This window comes from Streptomyces sp. NBC_00448 (genome assembly GCF_036014115.1).
Classification (GTDB): domain Bacteria; phylum Actinomycetota; class Actinomycetes; order Streptomycetales; family Streptomycetaceae; genus Actinacidiphila.
In genome coordinates, this window is sequence record NZ_CP107913.1 from 6,740,926 (window position 1) to 6,763,206 (window position 22,281).

General features: G+C 71.7%; 19 protein-coding genes. All 19 read right to left on the reverse strand.

Annotated elements, in window-relative coordinates:
- Positions 1-72: 72 nt before the first annotated feature.
- Positions 73-465, reverse strand: coding sequence for a hypothetical protein (locus tag OG370_RS29060; protein ID WP_328469387.1), 393 nt, complete (start codon positions 463-465; stop codon positions 73-75).
- A 238-nt stretch (positions 466-703) separates the two neighbouring features.
- Positions 704-1,558: a transglycosylase SLT domain-containing protein gene (locus OG370_RS29065; RefSeq protein WP_328469389.1), complete on the reverse strand. Its 855-nt coding sequence runs from the start codon at positions 1,556-1,558 to the stop codon at positions 704-706.
- A 656-nt stretch (positions 1,559-2,214) separates the two neighbouring features.
- A complete protein-coding gene (locus OG370_RS29070; RefSeq protein WP_328474504.1) occupies positions 2,215-2,970 on the reverse strand; it encodes an amino acid ABC transporter ATP-binding protein in 756 nt (251 codons plus the stop codon).
- 41 nt (positions 2,971-3,011) lie between these two features.
- Complete coding sequence (locus OG370_RS29075; RefSeq protein ID WP_328469391.1) at positions 3,012-3,986, reverse strand: amino acid ABC transporter permease; 975 nt, start codon at positions 3,984-3,986, stop codon at positions 3,012-3,014.
- Positions 3,987-3,996: 10 nt separating this feature from the next.
- Positions 3,997-4,893: a transporter substrate-binding domain-containing protein gene (locus tag OG370_RS29080; RefSeq protein ID WP_328469393.1), complete on the reverse strand. Its 897-nt coding sequence runs from the start codon at positions 4,891-4,893 to the stop codon at positions 3,997-3,999.
- Positions 4,894-4,948: 55 nt separating this feature from the next.
- Positions 4,949-5,425, reverse strand: a complete 477-nt coding sequence (locus tag OG370_RS29085; protein ID WP_328469395.1) for a DUF3830 family protein — start codon at positions 5,423-5,425, stop codon at positions 4,949-4,951.
- Positions 5,426-5,582: 157 nt separating this feature from the next.
- Positions 5,583-6,401, reverse strand: a complete 819-nt coding sequence (locus OG370_RS29090; protein ID WP_328469397.1) for a gamma-glutamyl-gamma-aminobutyrate hydrolase family protein — start codon at positions 6,399-6,401, stop codon at positions 5,583-5,585.
- A complete protein-coding gene (locus OG370_RS29095) occupies positions 6,398-7,897 on the reverse strand; it encodes an aldehyde dehydrogenase family protein (RefSeq protein WP_328469399.1) in 1,500 nt (499 codons plus the stop codon). The genes OG370_RS29090 and OG370_RS29095 overlap by 4 nt, the downstream gene beginning before the upstream one ends.
- Before the next feature lie 86 nt (positions 7,898-7,983).
- Positions 7,984-8,976, reverse strand: a complete 993-nt coding sequence (locus OG370_RS29100) for an Lrp/AsnC family transcriptional regulator (RefSeq protein ID WP_328469401.1) — start codon at positions 8,974-8,976, stop codon at positions 7,984-7,986.
- A gap of 586 nt (positions 8,977-9,562) precedes the next feature.
- The gene (locus OG370_RS29105) at positions 9,563-13,597 is read right to left on the reverse strand and encodes a glycoside hydrolase family 3 C-terminal domain-containing protein (RefSeq protein WP_328469403.1); all 4,035 of its coding nucleotides are present in this window, start codon (positions 13,595-13,597) and stop codon (positions 9,563-9,565) included.
- A gap of 784 nt (positions 13,598-14,381) precedes the next feature.
- Entirely contained in the window at positions 14,382-15,404 is a 1,023-nt protein-coding gene (locus tag OG370_RS29110; protein WP_328469405.1) for an LLM class flavin-dependent oxidoreductase, read from the reverse strand.
- 130 nt (positions 15,405-15,534) lie between these two features.
- Positions 15,535-16,254, reverse strand: a complete 720-nt coding sequence (locus OG370_RS29115; protein ID WP_328469407.1) for a hypothetical protein — start codon at positions 16,252-16,254, stop codon at positions 15,535-15,537.
- Positions 16,255-16,539: 285 nt separating this feature from the next.
- Positions 16,540-17,418 carry a hypothetical protein gene (locus OG370_RS29120; protein WP_328469409.1) on the reverse strand — a complete coding sequence of 293 codons (879 nt, stop codon included), beginning with the start codon at positions 17,416-17,418 and terminating at the stop codon, positions 16,540-16,542.
- Positions 17,419-17,680: 262 nt separating this feature from the next.
- Positions 17,681-17,962, reverse strand: coding sequence for a hypothetical protein (locus tag OG370_RS29125; protein ID WP_402451203.1), 282 nt, complete (start codon positions 17,960-17,962; stop codon positions 17,681-17,683).
- A 252-nt stretch (positions 17,963-18,214) separates the two neighbouring features.
- Positions 18,215-18,532, reverse strand: a complete 318-nt coding sequence (locus OG370_RS29130) for a DMT family transporter (protein ID WP_328469413.1) — start codon at positions 18,530-18,532, stop codon at positions 18,215-18,217.
- A gap of 47 nt (positions 18,533-18,579) precedes the next feature.
- Positions 18,580-19,257, reverse strand: coding sequence for an HAD family hydrolase (locus OG370_RS29135; protein ID WP_328469415.1), 678 nt, complete (start codon positions 19,255-19,257; stop codon positions 18,580-18,582).
- 46 nt (positions 19,258-19,303) lie between these two features.
- Positions 19,304-20,401, reverse strand: coding sequence for an ABC transporter ATP-binding protein (locus OG370_RS29140; protein ID WP_328469417.1), 1,098 nt, complete (start codon positions 20,399-20,401; stop codon positions 19,304-19,306).
- A complete protein-coding gene (locus OG370_RS29145; protein ID WP_443060766.1) occupies positions 20,398-21,357 on the reverse strand; it encodes an ABC transporter permease in 960 nt (319 codons plus the stop codon). The genes OG370_RS29140 and OG370_RS29145 overlap by 4 nt, the downstream gene beginning before the upstream one ends.
- Positions 21,345-22,280: an ABC transporter permease gene (locus OG370_RS29150; RefSeq protein ID WP_328469419.1), complete on the reverse strand. Its 936-nt coding sequence runs from the start codon at positions 22,278-22,280 to the stop codon at positions 21,345-21,347. Before OG370_RS29150 ends, OG370_RS29145 begins: the two co-directional genes overlap by 13 nt.
- Position 22,281: the final 1 nt, after the last annotated feature.

A 22,281-nucleotide genomic window follows, 5' to 3' on the forward strand; every position in this document is an offset into this window, starting at 1 on the left:
CCGACCGAACCGGCGGGCGCCACCCCACCCCCCCCCAGGGGGCCGGGGCGGCGCCCGCCTCGCGTTGCCGGGTCAGTTCGTCGGGCCGCAGGCGCTGTCGGTGCCGCGCTGGACGCAGACCGTCATGAGGTGGCCGGGACCGTCGTAGTACCAGGAGCTGTGGTGGTAGCCCGCGGTCGTGATCTGCTGGGACTCGATGACGGCGGCGCGGTTGCCGGCGTCGTCCTGGATCCAGGCGTGGCAGCCCTGGGAGTCGCCCTCGGTCTCCCACCGCATGTGGTCGTGGGCCGGGGAGCCTTGGAGCTGGATCTCCTGGACGACGGCGCAGCCCGGGAGGACGACCGGGGAGTTGCCCTCCAACCGCGCGGTGGCGGCGCCGGCGGACGTCGCGCCGGCGGCGAGCGCGGTGCCGGCCAGCGCCGTGGCGGTGGCCAGGTACGTCGTGATCCTCTGCTTGCGCGTCATGCCGTCCCCCTCCGGCCCGCCGGACGGTCCGGCCGGGCCCGGCAGCAGCGTAGCGCGGCGTGATCCCCGGTCAGAGGCCTCTCACCTGGTGCTTCGCGGAACCACGGCGTCCGGGGCGCGGGCCGGGGGAGCCGGACGGGTGGCCCCGTGACGGCCCCGAAACGGCCCCGGCCCGCCGCCCGGTGAGGAGGGCGGCGGGTCGGGAGGCGCGGGCGGGGGACAGCGCCCCGCGAGCGGTTTAGTAAGGGCCGTTGACGTTGTCGATGGAGCCGTACACGTGGTACGCGTAGTTGCACGCGGCGACGATGTTCGCGACCGGGTCGTAGATGTCGTTCGAGGTGCCCGCCACGTGGTAGGCGTCGAACGTCGGCTGGATGGTCTGCAGCAGGCCCTTGGACGGGGTGCCCGCGGCCGCGTTGGAGTCCCAGTTGTTGATGGCGTTCGGGTTGCCCGAGGACTCCCGCATGACGTTGCGGTAGATGCCGTCGTAGCTGCCCGGGATGCCGTTCTGCTTCATGATCGCCAGCGCCTGGTTGATCCAGCCGTCCAGGTTGTCCGGGTAGGTCTGGGTCGCCGTGGTCGTGGTGCTGGCCGACGCGTCGGACGCCGTGGTGGCGGTCGAGGACGCGGTCGAGCTGCTCGCCGTCGACGGGGCCGCCTTCGCGGTGGTGGCCGAGGAGGACACGGCCGAGGTGGAGGAGGCGGAGGCGCCGGACTTCGCCGGGGTGGCCTTGCCGGCCGGGACCTTGAGCGCCTGGCCCGGGTGGATGATGTACGGGCTGTGGATCTTGTTGACCCACGCGATGGCGTGCCAGCCGCCCGGGGACTTGTGGGCGCGGGCGATGCCGATCAGGGTGTCGCCGGGCTTGACCGTGTACGTGGTGAACGAGTGGTGGCCCCGCCAGTGCGCGCCGTGCTTGGCGTGAGCGGTGCCCGCGGTGTGCGGCGCGTTCTTCGCGGCGGACGGCTCGGCGGCCTGGGCCGTACCGGCCAGCGTGGCGCAGGCTATCGCGGCGAAGGTGCCGGCGACGATGGCGCCCCGGGTGGAGACGAGACGCTTCTTCATCGAGTTGTTGTGGGCATGCTTGGGCATGATCTGCGGACCTCTTCACGATTGCTTGTTCAGTGGTGGTCGGCCCCCCTCGTCATTCCGACCCGCATTTCGTTTATCGATGCGCTGTGGCGAGCACATTGTTAGCAGCCGATAAAAGGGTCCACAATTGCCCTATGTGCTATGCCGCTTAGTAGACGGCCATGGCCGCCGCGGTTTTCGCCCCGGATAGCGGGGCGGGGGCGCCCGTGAATGCACTAACCGGCTTCGTAGGTGACGTGTGTCCTATGTCGTGCATCACGTCGGACCGCCCGGTGGGGAAACGCCAAGTAAGGGTGCGGGCGCGGAAAGTGCGGACGCTTTTCCTTCTTAATAATGGCTTAGACGTGCAAATTGCCCAAGAAGCGCTTATGCCATCGAATCGGACATGAGGAAGCGCGCGTGATCGGCTAGGCGGGTGATTTCGGGTGATTTGCCGACGTGGGGACGCGGAGGAGCGGAGGCGCGGGGATGCGGCGACGTGGGCACGCGGTGATGCGGTGATCCGGTGATGCGGTGATCCGGTGATCCGGTGACGCATGGATACGGTGGCGCGGCGACGGGCGCGCAAAAGGAGGCCAGGGCGCCCTCTCGGCGTCCTGGCCTCCTGATCCGGCCCTGAGTTCTCTCGCCCCTTCGGGACCCTGCTACGCCGCCCCTCAGAGCACCGTCGACAGGAATGCCCGGGTGCGCTCGTGCGCGGCGCCCGTCGGCGTCAGCCGCGCGGACGGGCCGGTCTCCACCACCCGCCCGTTCTCCATGAAAACGAACCGGTCGCACACCTCCCGCGCGAAGCCGATCTCGTGGGTGACGATCAGCATCGTCATTCCGGAACTGGCCAGCGACCGGATGACGTCCAGCACGCCGGCGACGAGTTCGGGGTCCAGCGCCGAGGTCGGCTCGTCGAAGAGCAGGACCTGGGGGTCCATGGCGAGGGCGCGCGCGATGGCCACCCGCTGCTGCTGCCCGCCGGACAGCTCGGCGGGGTACGCGTCCGCCTTCTCCTTGAGCCCGACCAGCGCCAGCAGCTCCCGGGCCCGTCGGGTCGCCTCGGCCTTGCTGCGGCCGAGCACGCCGACCGGTGCCTCGATGATGTTCTGGAGGATGGTCATGTGGGAGAAGAGGTTGAACCCCTGGAAGACCATGCCGATGTTCCGGCGCTGCGCGGCCTCCAGGCGGTTCGGCAGCTCGCGGACGGCGGTGCCGTGCGGCCGGTAGCCGAGGAGCTCGCCGTCCAGGAGGACGGCTCCCTCGTCCGTCTTCTCCAGCATGTTCAGGCAGCGCAGGAACGAGCTCTTGCCCGCGCCGGAGGGCCCCAGCAGGCAGATGGTCTCGCCGCGCTCCACGTCCAGGCTCACGTGGTCCACGACGGTCAGGTCGCCGTACCGCTTGGTGATGTCCACCGCGCGCAGGATGGGGCCGCTGCCCGTGGCGGTCGCGGTCGTCTCTGTGGAGGTCACGGTTGGTCCACCTCGATTGCCTTGGGCCGGTTCGCGGACCGGCCGCGGGTGTTGCGCAGGGTCCGCTCCAGCAGGGTCTGGCCCACCGACATCACCGAGACGATGATCATGTACCAGAGGCTGGCGACGATGAGCAGCGGGATGACCTGGAAGTTGCTGTTGTAGATCTGCTGGACGGAGTAGAGCAGGTCCGGCACCGAGATGAAGGCCACCAGGGAGGTGGACTTCAGCAGGTTGATCGACTCGTTGGCGATCGGCGGCACCGCGGTCCGCAGGGCCTGCGGGAAGACGATCCGGCGCAGGGTGCGGATGTTCGACATGCCCAGCGCCGTCGCCGCTTCCCGCTGCCCGCTCGGTACGGCCAGGATCGCCGCGCGCAGCACCTCGGAGGTGTACGCCGCCTGCTGGAGCCCGAAGGCGACGATCGCCGCGGTGACCGGCTGCACCAGGTTCTTGGTGTCGACGTCGAAGAACTGGGGCCCGAACGGGATGCCGAGCCCCAGCGCGGGATAGATCAGCGAGAAGTTGTAGACCAGGATCAGCAGGACCAGCAGCGGCATCGAGCGGAAGAACCACACGTAGACGCCGGCCGCCCCGCGGAGCACGGAGTTGGCGGAGAGCCGCATGTTGGCGAGCACCGCGCCGAGGACGACCGCGATGGCGATGGAGGCGACGGTGATGATCACCGTCCGCTCCAGGCCCTGCAGGATCGAGTGGTCGAAGAAGTAGTCGCCGACGGTGCCCCAGGCCAGGTTCTTGTTGCGCGCGAGGCCCTGCAGCCAGAACGCGCACACGAGCACGACCACGACCGCCGCGACCTTGCGCGCGTAGTGGGGGTGCGGGGAGCGGGTCATCCCGGCGAAGGGGTGCGGGGGGAGCACGGCGGCTCCCCCCGCTGCGCGGTCGGCCGGGGGCGGCGCGGTGTTCCCGGGGAGCGCGGTCCCCTGGGGCGATTTGCTGGTGTCGGCCATGGCCGGTTCCTCAGTTGGTCGGGTTCGGGGAGGGGTTGACGAGCGCCTTGGTCACGCCGGCCTTCTCGACGCCGTAACGCTCCAGGATCTTCTGGTACGACCCGTCCTTGATCAGCGCGTCGATGCCGTCGGCGACGGACTGGGCCATCCCGCTGCCCTTCTTGGTGGCCACGCCGATGTAGACCGACAGGTAGTGCGGGCCGCCGAGGGTGAACACGTCGCCGGACTGCTTGGCCACGTAGCCGAGGTTGGTGACGGTCGCGGTGGTGGCGTCCACCTGCTTGCTGCGCACCGCGAGGGTCGCGGCGCCCTGGTCGGCGAAGGTCTTGACGTCGATGGCGCCCTTGCCGGCCTTGACGCAGGTGGTGGACTGCTCCTTCAGCACCGGGATGGAGCTGGAGGCGGCGACCATGGAGATCTTCTTGCCGCACAGGTCGTCCATCGAGCCGCCGATCGCCGGGCTGCCCTTCAGCGACAGGAACTCGTAGTGGTCCTCAAGGAAGGCGACCTGGTCGAAGGACTTCTCGCGCTCGGCGGTGACGTCCGCGCCGAACGCGCCGAAGTACGTGCCGCGGTTCACGCCCAGCAGCGCGTTCTCGAAGGAGTCCTTCTTCTGCTGGACCTTCTTGCCGAACGGCCCGCTGAGCGCGTCCGCCAGGTCCACGTCCACGCCGACCGCCTTGCCCGACTCCAGCATCGCGTAGGGCGGGTAGCCGATGACCATGGGGGCGACCAGGTCGCCCTTGGCGCCGGCGGGCAGCTGCACGGAGGCGGTCGAGGTGCCGCTGCCGGCGGAGTTCTTCGGCGAGCTGCCGCCGTTGTCGGAGGAGGAGCCGGAACAGGCGGTCAGGACGCCGGCGGCGACCACCGCGGCGGTGCCGGCGAGGATGCTCTTTCTGATCTTCATGAGGGGCGCCGTACTTTCTCGCAGGGTGTGTGGCTTCGGGGCGGGGGCGTTCGTACTACGCGACGCGGCCGATGGTCAGCGACCGCACGCCGCTGACCCGGGTCTCCGCGCAGGCCGCGGCGAACTCCGCCAGCCCCTCGGTGATCGAGGCGAAGATGGTGCAGGGGGTCCAGCCCAGCGGGCCGAACACGCGGCCGCCCTTGCCGTAGAAGATGCCGACCTCCCACAGCTCGAAGTTCAGGCCGGACATCTGGCCGGGCTCCTGGAAGAACCAGATGAGGTCGCCGGCGCCGGGGATCACCTGCTGGTTCTCCGCGGGCAGGGCCCGGGGGTCGAAGGTGTGCGCCTGCTCGGGCAGGCCGAACATGATCTCCGGCCCGGCGTACATGGCGTGCATGACCTTCTCGGTCACGGGCTCCGCCAGGGCGTCCCAGATGGCCGCGCACGTCTCGGGTGCGTCGTCCGTGGCGAGGGTGGCCACGGCGCGGGTGCCGTCGTCGAACTGGAGGTAGATCCGGCGGTCGGTGCTCATAGGTTTCTCCGGAAGTGATGACCGTCGCCACACGTGCGAGCGGTGATAAGAACGATAGTTCGTCTTATTTCGGACAGGAACGGATTGTGAGGAGGCTCATGGTGTGCGCGGAAGCGCACGGTATGAGCGGGCTGGGGGGCCGTCGGTGGACGGGGTGTCAGGCGGCGGAGCGGGTCCGCGCGGCGTACCCGCGGGCCGCGGCCACGAAGTCGTCGAAGAGGATGTCGGCGTGGTGCCGCTCACCGGGCGCCGTCATCTTTTCCGGGTGCCACTGGACGCCCCGGAAGTACCAGTCCGGCGTGCGGCTCTCCGCCGCCTCGATCACGCCGTCGGCGGCCCAGGCGACCGGGCGGAGCGCGGCGGCCATCCGGTCCAGGGCCTGGTGGTGGATGGAGTTGACCCGCGCGGGGGCGGGCAGGCAGTCGCGCAGCCAGGAGGTGTCGGTGCGCACCTCGTGCCGCAGGTTCCGCAGCTCCTGCGCGCCGTGGACGGCCGGATGCGCCGCGGTGACCGGGAGGTCGGCCTTGAGGGTGCCGCCCAGGGCCACGTTGGCGATCTGCAGGCCGCGGCAGATGCCCAGCACGGGCATCCGGCGGCGGAGCGCGCCGCGGACCAGCGCGGTCTCCGTCGCGTCCCGCCCGGGGTCGAGGTCGCCGGCCGAGTCGGCGGAGCCCGCCGCGCCCGCGGCACCTGCAGCGCCGTACGTCGCCGGATGGACGTCGCCGCCGCCGGACAGCAGCACCCCGGCCACCGTGTCCAGCACGACCTCGGCCTCCTCCGCGGTGAGGGTGGGGGTCAGCACCGGGACGCCGCCGGCCGCGCTCACCGCGTGGGCGTACTCGGTGCCGAGGGTGTAGAGGTCGGTGCCGTCCCCCAGGTACGTGTCCAGCGGGCGGCGCCAGCTCGTGACGGCGACCAGTACGGGGCGGTGCGCGGTGGGCACCGGGCCGTTCACGGCGGGCAGCGGGCTGGTCATCGGGGCTCCAGCTGGAACCAGGTGCTCTTCAGGTCGGTGTACTTGTCGATCGCGTGCGCGGACTTGTCGCGGCCGAAGCCGCTCGCGCCCGTGCCGCCGAAGGGCATGGCCATGGAACCCTCCTCGTAGCAGTTCACCCAGACCGATCCGGCCTTCAGCCGCCGCGCCACCGTGTGGGCGGTGGACAGGTCACGGGTCCACAGCCCGGCGGCCAGGCCGTACGGTGTCGCGTTGGCCAGCCGGACCGCCTCGTCGGTGCTGTCGACCACGAGCACCGACAGCACCGGGCCGAACACCTCCTCCTGGGCGATGGACATCTTCTCGGTGACCCCGGTGAGCACCACGGGCGCGAGATAGCTGCCGCGCACCAGCGCCTCGCTGGGCACGAAGCGCTCCGCGGTTCCGGCGGCGAGCGTCGCGCCGTCGCGCAGCGCGCCGCGGACGTGCCCGAGCACGCGCTCCAGATGCGCCTCGCTCACCAGCGCGCCCGACGGAGCGTCGGCGTCCAGCGGGTCGGCCGGCCGCATCCGCTGCGCCTCCTCAACCGCGGCCGCGATCGCCTCGTCCGCGACGTCCCGGTGGACGATCATGCGCGAGGAGGCGCTGCACATCTGGCCCTGGTTGTAGAAGCAGGCCCAGGCGGTGGTGCGCCCGGCCTTCGCGACGTCGGCGTCCGGGAGGATCACGCTGGCGGACTTGCCGCCCAGTTCGGGCCAGACCCGCTTGCCGTTGGACTCGGCGGCGTAGCCGAGGAAGCGGCGGCCGACCGCGACGGACCCGGTGAAGGCGAGCACGTCGACGTCGGGGTGGCGGCCGAGCGCTTCGCCGGCCTCCGGGCCGAGCCCGGGCAGGACGTTGAGCACGCCCGCGGGGAGCCCCGCCGCCAGGGCGAGTTCGCCGAGGCGCAGCGCCGAGAAGGAGGTCTGCTCGGCGGGCTTGAGGACCACGCTGTTGCCCGCCAGCAGGGCCGGCCCGAGCTTCCACGCGGTCATCGTGAGCGGGAAGTTCCAGGGCACGACCGCCGCGACCACGCCGGCCGGCTCGCGGGTGACCAGGGCGAGCGCGTCGCCCGGCGAGGCCGGGTTCTCGTCCGCGAGCTTGTCGGCGAGCTGGCCGTACCAGCGCAGGCAGTCGGCGACGGCGGCGAGTTCGACGTCGAGCGCCTCGCGGACCGGCTTGCCCATCTCGATCGCGATGCGCAGCGCCAGTTCCTCGGCGTGGGCGGCGACCGTGTCGGCGAAGCGGATGAGGATCTCGCCGCGCCGGGCGGCCGGCAGCCGCGACCAGCGGCCGTCCTCGAAGGCCAGCCGGGCGGCACGGACGGCCTGGTCCACGTCCGTCCGGTCGGCCGCGGCCAGGAGCCCGACGACGCTGCCGTCGCGCGGGCTGACCACGGTGATCTCCCGCTCCCCGTGTGGCTGGACCCGCCGGCCGTCCACCAGGTGGCCGGCCGACCAGTCGAGCCCTGCGGCAAGAGCCGCGTCGTGAAGCCGCATCGATCTCTCCTCGTTCTGGATGAGGAGAGATTATGCCTAGTCGGCTATTTCGGCAATGGTTTCTTTCTTGTTCCGACAGATGAGGCTCACTTGTGTCTCATGTTCGCCATCTGCATCGGGCCGCGTCGCAGTGCCTCCAGGACCACCGAGGACCGGGCCACGGTGACCGAGCCGAGGGAGCCGATGGCCCCGGTGAGGAAGGAGTAGAGCGCGGCCGGGTCGGACACCAGGCAGTCCACGAGGATCTGCGAGGAGCCGGTGCAGGCGACGCAGAAACGGACCTCCGGGCGGCAGCCCAGCGCGGCGCCGGCGGCCTCCACCTGGTCCGGCGGCACGCTCAGCCAGATCAGCGCCTCCACCCGCAGATCGTGCACGGCCGAGGAGAGCTCGGTCCGTACGTGCAGTGCGCCCGCGCCGAACAGCGCCTCCAGACGGCGCCGGGCGGTGGGCGCGGAGATGTCCGCCGCCTTGGCCAGCGAGATCACGGTCGCGCGGCCGTCCTCGGCGAGCGCGGCGACCAGCGCCTCGTCCTCCTGGGTCAGCTGCACCGGCCCGGACGCGGTCGCGCCGCGCGCCGGGGTGTCCGCGCGCAGCGTCTGCACCACCGGCGCGGGCAGCACGCCCACGCTCCAGTCGTAACCGGACCGGAAGTAGCGCAGCACCGTGCTGGCCTCCACCGAGACCACGCCGTCTATCGCCGGCAGCTCGGCCAGCAGCAGCCGGGAACTGTCCTGGCGGGTGCGCGGCAGCAGCATGCACACCACGTCGCCGGACCCCTCGACCACCGAGACCGACGAGGCGTCCGGGCGGCGCGCGAGCTCCTCGCCGACCTGGAGCGCGACCCCGGTGCGGGTCGACAGCCGCAGCACCAGGGGATGCGCCTCGCCGACGATCGTCGTGTCCAGATACGTCGAGACCTGCACCAGTCCGGCGTCCAGCAGCCGCTGCCCCCGCCGCTGCACCGTCCGCTCCGACAACCCGAGCGCCCGGGCGATCGCCCCCCAGGTCGCGCGCCCGTTGACCTGCAGGGCGTACGCGATCATCCGATCGGGCTCGGTCAGCTCCTCTGCTGCGTTCATAGCCCAGAACACTAGATCAGCCCCCGGCCCCCGCTCACCCGTCGCCCCCGACGGCGGGCGCCCCCTGCCCCGGTTGTCCCGGGAACCCCGTCGCGCCCCCCCCGCGCGGCCGTCACCTCTCCTGCTCGGCGCCCCCGCGCTTCTCCGCTTCGTACGACGTCCACGCACCCTGGTGGTCCGCGCACCGCGACGAGCCCTCCATCGCCGGACGTTGGCATCTCCGCCCGCGCAACGTCCGTATATGGCATATCAGTTGGCGTTCTCCCACGATCACTCCTCGACGAGGTCATCCACGGCACTCGCATGCGTTCCCCACGATCGCAGCGAACCCCCCACCCCGGGCAGTCGTGCGCCCGGTGGTGAAGAGAGCACACCGAGCGCACCCACCCACCCCCGAACTCGCTTACCAAAGGAGGAAGTTGAGCCGCAGCGTCGTTCGGGCGGACCCGGCGGACGGGCGCAATGGCACGGCCACCTGGCGCGCTTCGGGTCCTTTGGCTGGATCGAAGCGTGGCAGGTGGCCGTGGTGGGTGTCAGGTGGAACCGTGCTCCCCGCACGAGGGGGTCGTGCGGGGAGCGGGTGCGATCAGCTCGCGGGCATCAGTTGGGCCATGTTGAAGCCGGCCACGTCCTTGCTGGAGCCGATGCCGTCGCCCCACTGGTCGTAGCCCTTGCGCACCCCGTTGTCCTTGTCGTTGTCGTCCAACGCGAAGGAGAACACGGTGTTGTCGGTCGGCTGGACCGAGCTGACGTCGCTCCACGGGAGCGCCATCTCGTAGAGCGTGGTGTGGGTCGCCTCGTCCCTGGTCACGGTGACGGTCGCGTCGGTGACCTCTCCGCTGCCCTCGGTCGGTGCGGTCCAGCGGTAGAGCTGGGGGCCGGCCGAGGTGAGGGCGGCACCGTACTCGTAGTGCCCGTTGGCGGAGGCGGTGCTCTCCGTGGCCGAGGCACCCGGCACGCCCGAGGTCGCCGCGAACTGCAGGGAGTCGCCCTGCCAGATGTCCGCTCCGGTCGCGGGCTGCGACTGGACGTCATCGGTGAGGTTCGCCGTGATGTAGAGGTTGTCGGAGTCCCAGTCGAGCCACACCTTGCCCGACAGGTCGGAGTCGCCGCCGTACGGCTGCGAGCCGTCCAGCGTCACCCACTTCCCGTCCGCGGTCGCGGACATGTCCACCGCGGGGCCGTCCTCGACCTGGTCGAGCGTCCACGACTTGCCGAGGCTCTTGTTGACCACCGGCAGGAAGGAGACATGCCCGGACAGGGCTTCCGAGGGAAGGTCGCCGGCGATGACGCTGGTCACCGTGAAGGACGAGCCCTTGCCGAAGGTGACACCCGTCACCGGCACGTCGACCGTGGCCGACTCCTGGGGCGCGATGGTCGCGCTGACCGGCTGGGTGCCCGACGCGCTGCCGAGCTTCCAGTTGACCCCGGTCACCGTGGTCGGGGTGTCCGACGGGTTCTTCAGCACGACCTGGAACTTCCCGGCCGGCGGGTTGGTCCCGGTCACCACCGGGGTGACCTGCTCGGGCGTGGCACCCGAGGTCACCGTGACCGCGCTGACCGCGGCCTCGGAGTAGGCACCGGCGCCGCCGGTGAACTCCGCCGACGCGTCCAACTCCGCCTGGGTGCCCGGACTCGCGGACGCCGGCACCGTGACGCTCCAGGTGGCCGTCACCTTCTGACCGGGCGCCACGTTCGACAGCGACACCGGAGAGGTCGCCTTCACCGCCCAGCCGCTCGGCGAGTCGAGACCCAGCGAGAGCTTGCGGACGGCCTGCGCGCTGGTGTTGGCGAACGTCGCGGTCGCGGTGATCGTGGTGTTCGGCTTCACCACGGCCGCCGACTGCAGAGCGAACGGGTTCTGCACCACGATCGGGGTGCTGCCGGTCACGCCGTTCACCGTCACGTCGATCGTCGCGGCACCGGGCGCCCGCATGGTGACCACACCACGCGCGCTGACCGTGGCGACCCGCGGGTCACTGCTGCGGTAGGTGACGTGAGCGTGCGACAGGTCGGCGAGCGACTGGTCGTTGTCGGCCGCCTCGACGATGTGGTCCGCCGCCGCGTGCTTCTGCTCCAGCGAGGGATTCGTGTCCGCCGCCTTCATCGGGTTGGTGCCGGTGAGGTCCAGCGTGCCGCCGGGCTGGAAGAGCACCTCGTCCGGCTGGACCGTCACGGACCGCACCTTCGGCGTGATGGCGCCGTGCACCCGCACCGTGCCGGAGCCCGCCACGGTGGCGGAGTCGGGCCCGACGCGGAACTGGTAGGAGCCGTTCTGGACGACCTGCTTCAGCGCGCTCTCGTCCCACTGGCTGAGGTCGGCGACCTTGACGGACAGGTTGACGTGCTGGGTGTGCCCCGGCGCGAGCACCGCCGTCTTCTTGAAGCCGACCAGCTGCTCCTTCGGCGACTGGCTGCCGGACGCCGCGGACTGCGGCGCCGCGTAGAGCTGGGCCACCGTCGCGCCCGCGGTCGTACCGGTGTTGGTGACGTCGAAGCCCACCTTCACCGTGCCGTCCGCGGAGACCGAACCGGGTCCGACCTTGACGCCGGAGTACGTGAACTGCGAGTAGGACAGGCCGTATCCGAACGGGTAGGTCGGCTTGCCGGTGAAGTACATGTACGTACGGCCGAGGCCGTCGGTCTCGGACGGGGAGAGCCCGTAGTTGTCGACCGACGGCAGCTGGGAGTCGTCGGCGTACCAGGTGAAGTCCAGGTGGCCGGACGGGTTCTGCTGCCCGAAGAGCACCTGCGCGAGCGCGGTGCCCTGGCTCTCGCCGTTGTAGCCGCTGAACACGACCGCCGGGAAGTCCTTCTGGGCCTGCTGGATGTCGTACGGGCCGTCGGCCTGCATGACCAGCGCCGTACGCGGGTTGCCGAGAGCGGCGACCTGGCTGATCAGCGAGTCGTAGTTGCCGGGCAGGGCCATCGTGGAGCGGTCCGTGCCCTCGTCGGCCACGCCCATGTCCGAGCCGACGTCCACGACCACCAGGTCCGCCTTCTTGATCGCGGACTGCGTGTCGGCCGAGCACGCCGCGGGCGTGGTGGCGCCCGTCGAGGTGCCGCAGGCGTCGTAGGTGACGGTCGCCGACGGGTTGGCCGCCTTGACCGCCGCGGTGATGCCCTGCACGGCGTCGACCCTGAGCGTCGGCTGGCCGGAGTAGCCGCCCAGCGTCGTGGTGTTCGCCAGGTTGCCGACGATCACGATGTTGTTCAGCTTCTTCGGGTTCGCCGGCAGCAGCGGGGCCGAGGTGCCGGAGACCTTGTCGTTCTGCAGCAGCACCAGGTCCTGGGCCGCGACCTTCTCGGCCAGCGCCTGGTGCGCGGGCGACTCGATCTGGTCCTTGGTGATCTTGGTGTAGGCGACCTTGCTCGCCGGGTCGAACTCGCCGGTCTGCATCCGGACGGTGAACAGCTTCGTCAGCGCGCTGTCGACCACGCCGGGCGTCAACAGCCCGATCGAGATCGCCGCGTCGATGTTCTGCGTGTTCATCTCCCCGCCGGCGCAGTTCAGCTGGGTGCCGGCGCGCAGCGCGAACGCCTGCCCGCCCGCCGCCGCGGGGACCTGCTTGCCGGTGGCGGTGTTCGTCCAGGTGGTGCCGTTGGTCGTCCAGCCGGGCGGGGCCCAGTTGTGGCCGCCGGAGGAGTAGACGTCGCTGATCGCCCCGCAGTCGGAGGTGGTGTACCCGCCGAACCCGTAGGTGGCCTGGAGCAGTTGGTCCACCGTGTAGGTGTCCGCCGGCGCCGGCGTGCCGTTCACCGCGTTGTACGAGGTCATCACACCGGAGACGTGCGCGTCCTGCACCAGGCTGGCGAACTGCTTGGTGTAGTAGTCCCTGATGTTCGCGTCGGTGGTGTTCGCGCTCTGGGTGTGCCGGCTGTTCTCGTCGTTGTTGAGCGCGTAGTGCTTGGCGGTCGCCGCGACCTTCAGGTACGGGGTCTGCGACTTGCCGGTGAGGGTCTGGCCCTGGTAGCCGTTGACGAACGCGTCGGCCATCGTGGACGCCAGATAGGTGTCCTCGCCGAACGACTCGTTGGTCCGCCCCCATCGTGGGTCACGGTCCATGTTCACCGTCGGCGCCCAGAAGGTGAGGTCGCCGTAGTCCGACGCGGACGGGCCGATGTTGTTCTGGCCCTTCCCCCACAGCGACTTGTCGAGGAAGCCGCGCACCTCGTCCGAGATCGCGGTGGTCTCCTGGTACGTCAACTCCGGGTCCCACGACATCGTGGAGGCGAAGTTCACCGGGAAGCTGGTCGCCGTGACGTCCAGCTCGCCCTGACCGCCGGCCTCGGTGTCCGCACCGAGCCGGTTGATGCCGTGCTGGCCCTCGCTCCAGTACGTGTACTGCTGGACCCCGAGCCGGGGGATGGCCGGCGCGTTGTTGGTCTGCAGCTGCGCGACCTTCTCGGCCTCCGTCATCCGCGACACCAGGTCCGCGGCCCGCTCGGCGAAGGTGTAGTGCGTGTTCAGGTAGATCGGCTGCGTCGAGTCCGCGGCGGACAGCGCCGCGGACTGCGGACTCGCCTGCGCCACCGCCGGCACCCCGGCGACCACGCTCACCGCCAACGCGGCGGTCAGCACTCGTCGTCCAACTGCTGATCTGAGTCTTCGGGAGCGCATGGTTGTCTCCTTCACGTCATACCCCGCTGGGGCACAGGTTCATGGGGGAGCAGGCCGGCACCGTTGACGGTGGCATGCGCGGAGTGCGCGGATTGCGTAGGTATGACAACGATGTCTCCTTCGCGTACGACGCACCGTGCATCGCGGCTGCCTGCCGGGCTGACGAAATCTCGCTGACACACTGTTCAGCTTGGTATGAGCAGAAGTCAAGACTTCCTTCAGGACTCCCACGGAACCCGCACGATGCGTCAGATAGGCGCTTTGGCAAGGAGATCGGGCGGTTGGGCGGGGCCGGCGCGGGCATCGGTGAGCGGGGTTGAATATGCCTAAAAGTGGTCGTCAGCCCATGTCAGGGCCAGTCCGGGCGACCTCGCGCCCTGGTGTGCGGGCGCTGCCCGGTGTGCCCGCGCAGGTCGGCTCGATCCCGACCAACGGGCGCCTTCCGGGGCGGCCTTGGCGGGTGGCGTGCGAGGATATTTCTGACTGAAGTCGACGGAAGTCGCTGTCGGAGCGGCCGTTCGACGCGTGCGGTCGCCGGACCGGTGGCGCGGAGTATTGCGGCTTGTCAGGCGGAACGGTGGGGCGGCGGCGCGGGCGGGCGCGTCGTATACGGCGCCGGCGCGGTGACGGTCCTTCCGCGGCGGCGGTCCCGAAAAAGGGTGCGGCCCAGCCGGGGCGAGCGGCTGGGCCGGGGGTTGCTGGGTGGGCCGGGGGTGCTGGGTGGTGGCCTGCGGTTCGGGTCAGGCCGGGTTGCCGGCGGGCCGGGGCAGCCCGGGTGGGCGGGTCAGCGCCAGCCGAGCTCCGGGGCCACGTGGGTGAGGATGCTCTCCAGCACATGCGCGTTGTAATCCACCCCGAGCTGGTTCGGGACGGTCAGCAGCAGGGTGTCCGCGGCCTGGATCGCCTCGTCCTCCCGGAGCTGCTTGACCAGCGCGTCCGGCTCGGCGGCGTACGACCGGCCGAAGATCGCCCTGGTCGTGTCGTCGATCATGCCGACCTGGTCGCGCGACTCGCGGTCCTGGCCGAAATAGGCCCGGTCCAGGTCGTTGGTCAGGGCGAAGATGCTGCGGCTGACCGACACCCGCGGGGTGCGCTGGTGGCCGGCCGCTCGGAACGCCTCGCGGTACGCCTCGATCTGCTTGCGCTGCTGGACGTGCAGCGGCTCGCCCGTCTCGTCGTCCTTCAGGGTGGAACTCTGCAGGTTCATCCCGATCCGCGCGGCCCACACGGCGGTCGCGTTCGAGCCCGAACCCCACCAGATCCGCTCGCGCAGCCCCTCGCTGTGCGGCTCGACCCGCAGCAGCCCGGGCGGGTTGGGGAACATCGGGCGCGGGTTCGGCTGCGCGAAGCCGTCGCCCTCGATCACCTTGAGGAACGCCTCGGTGTGCCGGCGGGCCATGTCCGCGGCGGTCTCGCCCTCGGCGGGGGCGTAACCGAAGTAGCGCCAGCCGTCGATCACCTGCTCCGGTGACCCGCGGCTGATGCCGAGTTGGAGCCGCCCGCCGGAGATGAGGTCGGCGGCGCCGGCCTCCTCGGCCATGTACAGCGGGTTCTCGTACCGCATGTCGATCACACCGGTGCCGATCTCGATCTTCGAGGTCCGCGCGCCGATGGCCGAGAGCAGTGGGAAGGGGCTGCCCGCCTGCTGCGCGAAGTGGTGCACCCGGAAGTACGCACCGTCCGCGCCGAACTCTTCCGCGGCGACCGCGAGATCGATCGACTGATGCAGGAAGTCGGCGGCGGTGCGGGTCTCGGAGTGCGGGTTCGGCGACCAGTGTCCGAAGGAGAGGAATCCGATCTTCTTCACCTACTGGACAGCGTTCGGCGGCCCTGATTGATTCCCCGGGCCGCCCGAAACGCTCAGGTCACGGTGCCGGCGGGCCGCCGCGCGGTGCGATCGCCGCGCGGCGGCCCGCCGGCACCGTCCGGACCGGCGGTCACGCGTGGGCGCTGATGATGCCGCCGTCGCTGAGCACGATGTAGATGCCGTTGGCGTCGAGCCCGACGTCGTGCTGGTTCGTCTCCACCGTGGCGTCCACTTCGCCCTCGTTGCCGAGGATCTGCGCGCGGTAGCGCAGCTCGCCGATCTTCGTGACCTTGGCGGTCCAGCCGCCCGCGAGCTTGAACGTGCCCGGGCCCTGCTTCCCGCCGCCCATCCAGGAGTGGAGGGTGCCGTCCAGCGAGAGCTCGAGGAACATGTCGTTGGCGTCCAGCCCGGCGTCGTGGCCGTGGGTCTCCAGCGTGACGAAGAGCTCGCCGTTGTTGACGACCTTGGCGAGGTAGTGCTCGTCGCCGAGCTTGTAGATCTCGGCCTTGCTGCCGTCCACCAGGGTCTGGGTGTGTATCGGCTTCGCCGTCTTGGTCGCGGCAGCGGGCGCGGCGGGCGCGACGGCCGGGGCGGTGGTGGGCGCGGGCGCGGGTGCGGTGGTGGGCGCGGCCGCGTTCGGGGCGGGCGCGTTCCCGGCGCCGGCCGGGCTGCTCGGGGGAGTCGCCGGGGTCGCCGGGCTCGCCGGGTTCGAGGGGGCCGCGGAACCGGCGGTGGAGGCCTTGGCACCGTTCGCCGGCCCGCTCGCGGCGGAGTGGGACGAGCCGCACGCGGTGAGGAGCAGAGCGGCGGAACCCAGGGCGACGGTGGCGAGTGCGGTACGGCGGATCATGGTTTCCCCTAGCGATGAGCTGGTCACTTGCATCGGCTGACACTCATGAGGACAGCGAGGCGCCCGCGGGGGTTTCCGCTGTGCGCCGCCTGTGACGGGACGGTGACCGCTGTCATACGACGGAGACGAACGTCACGCCGCGCCCCGGCCGGGACGCCGGTACGTCGCCGCGTACGCCGGCCGTTCCGCGCTACGCCGTCGCTCGTCCCCCGTGACGGCAGTGCTGCTGGTGTACGGCGTCGGCCCGCGCCGGCGGTGGGCCGGCGCCGGCGGAGACGGGCGAGGTCAGCCCGCCGGCTGGTAGTGCTGGAGGTAGAGGAAGATCGACTTCCAGCCGGACCCCACGTTCAGGACGTGCAGCTGGCCGCCGCTCGGGCCGAGGTCCAGCGCCGCGATCCCCTCGACCTCGTCGTCGGGCTGGACGTCCTGCGAGAAGGCGCGGGTGACCGCACCGGTCGACGGGTCGATCCCGTACACCGCCTTGTCGCCGTCGCCGTCCACCGAGGCGTAGAGCACGCCGTTCAGCATGGCCGCGCCCTGGATTCGGCTGAGCGGCCGCGACAGCCGGACGGTCCGGGCGACCGGCAGCGCCGCCCCGGCCGGCAGGGACAGCAGGTCGGCGAGCCGGTAGGCGACCAACTCGTCGGTGCCCAGGGCCGCGTCCTGGTTCCACGCCGCGGTGTAGACGAGCCCGGCCGCCGCGTCGACGGCCACCCACGGCACGCCGCCCGGCAGCAGCGCCAGCGGCAACTGGACGTAGCGCCCGGTCCAGCTCAGGTCGCCGGTGTTGTACAGCGCCAGCAGCGGGTGCTGGTAGTCGCTGCCGTCCTCCAGCGGGGCGATCACGTATCCGCCGTAGACGTCGATGTCACCGATGTGGTCGGAGCCGTAGGGGCCGCTCAACGCGGTGGGGATCGCCAGGGCGTTGGAGGCGGTCTCCTGGTTCCCGCTGACCGTCGCCTTGTCCAGGCTGTAGGTGCCCGAGTAGTAGAAGTACGTGCCGTCGGTCGCGATGCCCTGCCCGCGCTCCAGCGCGGTGATCCCGGTCCAGGTGGAGTAGTCCGGGAGCCTGGTCCATGTGGTCGCGTACGCCGCCTGCGGCAGCAGCAGCGCCATCGCGGCGGCGACCGCCGCGGTCGCACCTCCCGCATACCGGAGTTTCATCAGCTCGGACCTCCAAGTCGCCCTGTGACACGTCCTGTTGCTCGCCGGCGCCATTCATTTCAGCAGCGCGCGGGTGAGCGGCACACCGGTCGCAGATGAACTCTGACCGACGGGAGCGGGGCGGTAGGCGGAGGGAGCGGGCCGAGTGGGCGGGGCCCGAGGCGTACCGGGCCGCCCCGCGTCATGGAGCCGCCCGCGTACGAGGCCGCTCGGCGAGCGGCTCCGTACGCGGGCGGCCGTGGACGTGGAGGCCCCGGGGCGGTCAGCGCGCGGCGGCGAGGCCCTTCCGGAGCTCCTCGACGTTCATCACCGGCTGGATCTCGATCCGTGCGCCGAGTTCCTCGAAGAGCGGCTCGACGATGCCGGGCAACTGCGAGCTGTCCTGCATGTCGAAGACGAAGAGGGAGCACCGCTCGCCCTCGCGGGCGAAGAAGTAGGCGGCCTCGGGCTTGAGTTGCTCCGCCAGCGACTGCATGAGCTTTTCCATGGCGCCGTTCTTGATCGCCTTGTTGGCGACCTGGGTGTCCATTCGGGCACTCAGCATGACCCTCATCGCACGGGCTCCTTCCGCTCGCCGTGACCGGCGCGGTTCGGCCCCGCGCTCATCGGTACCGGGGTGACGTCCCGCTCATCGTCACCACGGCCCCCCGGCGCGGCAACATCTCACCCGCCATTCGGGCCGGAGACCGGGCCGGGCAGGCCGGAGGCCGGATCGAACGGGCACGCGGGCACGCGGGCGGGTGAGGCCGGGGTGCGCTCACGTCCGACGCTCACGCGCCACGCTCACGTCCGACGCTCACGCGCGGTGGACGTTCAGCACCACGACGCCGACGATGATCAAGGCGATGCCCGTCCACTGGGGCCACCCCAGCGCCTCGTTGAAGGCCGCCGCTCCGATGGCCGCCACCGCCGCGGTGCCGGCCCCCGACCAGACGGCGTAGGCGACGGACACCGGTATCCGGGTCAGCGCCCGCCCCAGCAGGACGAACGAGACCACGTAGCCGATCACCACGCCGACGGTGGGCAGCAACCGCGTGTAGCCGTCGGTGAGTTTCAGGCAGCTGGTGGCGCAGACCTCGCAGGCGATGGCGAGGGCGAGCAGCAGGTAGGGCAACGTGACTCCCGTGGAACTGGTCGGGCCCGGCGGCGGGTGCGGCGGCATCAGACCCCGGCGGCGTCGAGCGAGGAGAGCAGCGCCAGGTCGACCTCCTCCAGACTCCCGACCACCAGGACGCCGGCCCCCGGCGCGAGCGGCACCGTGGACGGTACCGCCACCACCCGGCAGCCGGCCGCCCGCGCGGAGGCCAGGCCGGGCGGGCTGTCCTCCACCGCGACGCAGCTCCGGGGCGGCACCCCGAGCCGGGCCGCCGCGGCGAGATACGGTCCCGGGTCGGGCTTGGGGCGGACGGTGTCCTCGGCCGCCACGGTCAGCGCGAACCAGTCCGCCCCCAGCGTCCGCAGCACCAGGTCGACCACCCGCCGGGGGGACGCCGTGACCAGGGCGGCGGGTACCCCGGCGTCCCGCAGTTCCGCCAGCAGCCGCAGCGCGCCCGGCTGCGGCTGTACGTCGCCGGCCACGCGTGCGGCGAAGGCGTCGTCGAGTTCCGCGGCGATCCTCGCCTCGGTGACGGCCGGCCCGACGACGCGGTGGAGATACCCGGCGGTGTGCCCGACCGGGCGGCCCACCACCTCCGGCAGGTCGGCGTCGGTCAACCGGTACCCGAGCCGGTCGGCGATCTCGGTGACGGCCCGCCACCACAGGTGCTCGGTGTCGACGAGGGTGCCGTCCATGTCGAACAGGACGGCGGCGGGACGGAGCCGGACGGTACGGGAGTGCACGAATGCCCTTCCTGGAGGGGGAGTTCGGAGTCGGCCGGGCAGCGGGTCAGGCGGCCCGGCGGTCCACCAGCACGGGACGCTCGGGCAGGGTGAGCGCGGCCGGCGAGCCCAGCGGCAAGGCGGCGGCGCTCTCGGTGGGCACGTCGGCCTTTACCTCGGTGCCGTCCGGGAGGCGCACGGTGACCCGGGTGACCGCGCCGAGGAAGGACGCGGCGACCACCCGCGCGGCGCCGCGCGGATCGGCGGTGACCCGCACGGCCTCGGGCCGTACCAGGGCGTCCAGTTCGCCGTCGGAGGGCAGCTCGCCCTGCACCGGCAGCCGTGCGCCCAGCACCTCGACCTGTGGGCCGCCGCCGGCCCTGGCCGCGGGGATGCGGCTCATGGTGCCGACGAACTCCGCGACGAACGCGGTGGCCGGACGGGCGTACAACTCCGCGGGGGACGCTACCTGTTCGAGCCGCCCGGCGCGCAGGACGGCCACCCGGTCGGCCATCGACAGCGCCTCCTCCTGGTCGTGGGTGACGAACAACGTGGTGATCCCCAGGTCGAGTTGGAGCCGGCGGATCTCCTCGCGCAGCGCCAGCCGGACCTTGGCGTCGAGAGCGGACAGCGGCTCGTCCAGCAGTAGTACGCGCGGTTCCAGCGCCAGCGCGCGGGCCAGCGCGACCCGCTGCTGCTGCCCGCCGGACAGCTGGTGCGGGTAGCGCCCCGCGAGGTCGGCCAGGCCTACCAGGTCCAGCAACTCACCGGCCCGGCCGCGCTGTTCGGCCTTGCCGGCGCCCCGCATCCGCAGCCCGAAGGCGACGTTCCCGGCGGCGGTCAGGTGTGGGAAGAGGCTGTAGGACTGGAACACCATGCCCGCGCCGCGCCGATGGGCGGGCACGCCGGTGATGTCCTCGCCGTCGACGAGCACGTCGCCGGCGTCCGGATGCTCGAAACCGGCCACCATGCGCAGCGCGGTGGTCTTGCCGCAGCCGGACGGGCCGAGCAGCGCCAGCAGTTCGCCCGGCCCGGCGGCCAGGTCCAGCCCGTCCAGCGCCACCGTGCTCCCGAACGTACGGCGCAGGCCGCGGAGTTCGACGGTGGCGCCGCCGGTTCCCGGCGCGTGCGCGGCGGCCTGGGCTGCCGCGGTGGTGGCGGTCATGAGTTCTCCTCGGCGGTGGGCGTCGGTGCGGTGCGGGCGCCGCGGGGGCCGCGATCGCTCCGCTCGCCGCGGGAGGTACGGGTGCCGGCGGAGGCACGGGCCGATCGGCCGCGCCCGGCGGCGGCGAGCACCAGCAGCAGCACCCAGGTGAGGACCAGGCTGAGCACCGAGACCGACACCGACATCTGCGCGTCGCTGCCGCCGAGGGAGACGATCCACACCGCGAACGGCCGGAAGCCGAGGATCGAGGCGACGGTGTACTCGCCCAGCACCAGGGCCAGCGTGAGGAAGCAGGTGTTCAGCAGGGCGCCGCGCAGGTTCGGCAGCACCACCTGGACGACGGCGCGCGGCCAGTTCGCCCCGCAGTTGCGGGCGGCCTCGACCAGGGTGGTGAGGTCGACCGCGCGCAGCCCGGCGTCCAGCGTCCGGTACGCCAGCGGCAGGGCCATCAGTACGTAGGCGAGCAGCAGGACCACCGGAAAGCCGGGGTTCTGGACGGCGTTGAAGGTCTGGAAGAGCGGGGTGTCGGCGAAGTCGTCGGGACCCCACTGCAACACCGAGCTGATGCCCGCCGTCAGCGCCACCGCGGGCACCACCAGCGGCAGCGAGCAGAGCACCTCCACCAGCACCCGCAGCCGGGGAGCGGTCAGGCGCACGGCGATCAGCGCGGGCACGAGCAGCAGCAGGGTCACCGCGGTGGTGGCCGCGGCCAGCTCCAGGGTCAGCCGCAGGCTGCTCCCGAAGCCCTCGGCGCCGAGTATCCCGCGGTAGGAGCCGAGGGTCAGTCCCTGGCCGGGGACGTCCACGGTGAAGAGCACCGAGAAGACCATGGGGCCGAGGAAGTACAGCGCGGCGACGAGGCCCACGACCCCGCGCCACAGCCGGGGCCGGCGGCGGCCGCCGGGTGCCCGCGCGGGCCGCGCGGCGCCGGCGGCCGGCGGGGTCAGTGCAGCCATCGTGCGCTCCTGCGCTGGAGGGGGATGTACAGGGCCATCACCGCGCCCGCGATCACGATCATGTCCAGGCTCAGCGCCAGGGCCACGTTGCCCTGTCCGGCCAGCACGTTGCCGGACAGCGCGTTGGCGATCTGCAGGGTGATCAGCGGCACGGAACTGCCGACGATCGCGGCCGCGGTGGCGTAGGCGGCGAAGGCGCTGCCGAAGAGCAGGACGAAGCCGCCCATCAGGGAGGGGGCGAGGACCGGCAGGGCGACGTGCAGCCAGTACTGGCGGCTGGTGGCGCCGCTGTTCTGTGCCGCCTCGCGCCACTGGGCCCGCAGGCCGTCCAGCGCGGGGGTGATGGTGAGCACCATCAGCGGCACGAGGAAGTACAGGTAGACGACGCTCAGGCCGGTGAAGGAGTACAGGCTCCAGCCGTGCCCGCCCAGATTCAGGGCGCGGGTCAGCTCGCCGGAGTTGCCGAGGGTGGCGACGAAGGCGAAGGCGAGCGGCACGCCGCCGAAGTTGGCCAGCACGCCGGAGGCGGCGAGCACGCCTTCCCGCAGCGCGCGGAAGCGCGATGTCACGACGGCGTGCGCGAGCGGCAGGCCGGCCAGCACGCCGACGGCGGCGGTCAGGGCGGAGAGCTTGACGCTGCCCCACAGCGCGGTGAGGTAGGCGCCGTGCACCGACTGGCTGAGGTTGTCCGTGGTCCAGTGCCGGCCGCCGGGCGTGCCGGCCGACGTCCTGAAGGCGTTGGTGACGATCGCGAAGGCCGGCAGCCCGAAGACCACCAGGACGAAGACGATCAGCGGCAGGACGGCGAGCCACCCGGCGGCGCGCGGCCGGCGGCGGGGGCCGGCCTCGCGGGAGGTGGCCTTGCGGGGAGTGGCCTTGCGGGGGGTGGGGGCGGCAGCGGTCCCGGCGCGAGCCGTGGTCATG

Bases quoted from the DNA above. Each gene is read 5' to 3' on its own strand.
- OG370_RS29060 (WP_328469387.1), bottom strand. From the start codon at position 465: ATGACGCGCAAGCAGAGGATCACGACGTACCTGGCCACCGCCACGGCG.
- OG370_RS29065 (WP_328469389.1), bottom strand. From the start codon at position 1,558: ATGCCCAAGCATGCCCACAACAACTCGATGAAGAAGCGTCTCGTCTCC.
- OG370_RS29075 (WP_328469391.1), bottom strand. From the start codon at position 3,986: ATGGCCGACACCAGCAAATCGCCCCAGGGGACCGCGCTCCCCGGGAAC.
- OG370_RS29080 (WP_328469393.1), bottom strand. From the start codon at position 4,893: ATGAAGATCAGAAAGAGCATCCTCGCCGGCACCGCCGCGGTGGTCGCC.
- OG370_RS29085 (WP_328469395.1), bottom strand. From the start codon at position 5,425: ATGAGCACCGACCGCCGGATCTACCTCCAGTTCGACGACGGCACCCGC.
- OG370_RS29090 (WP_328469397.1), bottom strand. From the start codon at position 6,401: ATGACCAGCCCGCTGCCCGCCGTGAACGGCCCGGTGCCCACCGCGCAC.
- OG370_RS29095 (WP_328469399.1), bottom strand. From the start codon at position 7,897: ATGCGGCTTCACGACGCGGCTCTTGCCGCAGGGCTCGACTGGTCGGCC.
- OG370_RS29100 (WP_328469401.1), bottom strand. From the start codon at position 8,976: ATGAACGCAGCAGAGGAGCTGACCGAGCCCGATCGGATGATCGCGTAC.
- OG370_RS29105 (WP_328469403.1), bottom strand. From the start codon at position 13,597: ATGCGCTCCCGAAGACTCAGATCAGCAGTTGGACGACGAGTGCTGACC.
- OG370_RS29115 (WP_328469407.1), bottom strand. From the start codon at position 16,254: ATGATCCGCCGTACCGCACTCGCCACCGTCGCCCTGGGTTCCGCCGCT.
- OG370_RS29120 (WP_328469409.1), bottom strand. From the start codon at position 17,418: ATGAAACTCCGGTATGCGGGAGGTGCGACCGCGGCGGTCGCCGCCGCG.
- OG370_RS29125 (WP_402451203.1), bottom strand. From the start codon at position 17,962: ATGCTGAGTGCCCGAATGGACACCCAGGTCGCCAACAAGGCGATCAAG.
- OG370_RS29140 (WP_328469417.1), bottom strand. From the start codon at position 20,401: ATGACCGCCACCACCGCGGCAGCCCAGGCCGCCGCGCACGCGCCGGGA.
- OG370_RS29145 (WP_443060766.1), bottom strand. From the start codon at position 21,357: ATGGCTGCACTGACCCCGCCGGCCGCCGGCGCCGCGCGGCCCGCGCGG.
- OG370_RS29150 (WP_328469419.1), bottom strand. From the start codon at position 22,280: ATGACCACGGCTCGCGCCGGGACCGCTGCCGCCCCCACCCCCCGCAAG.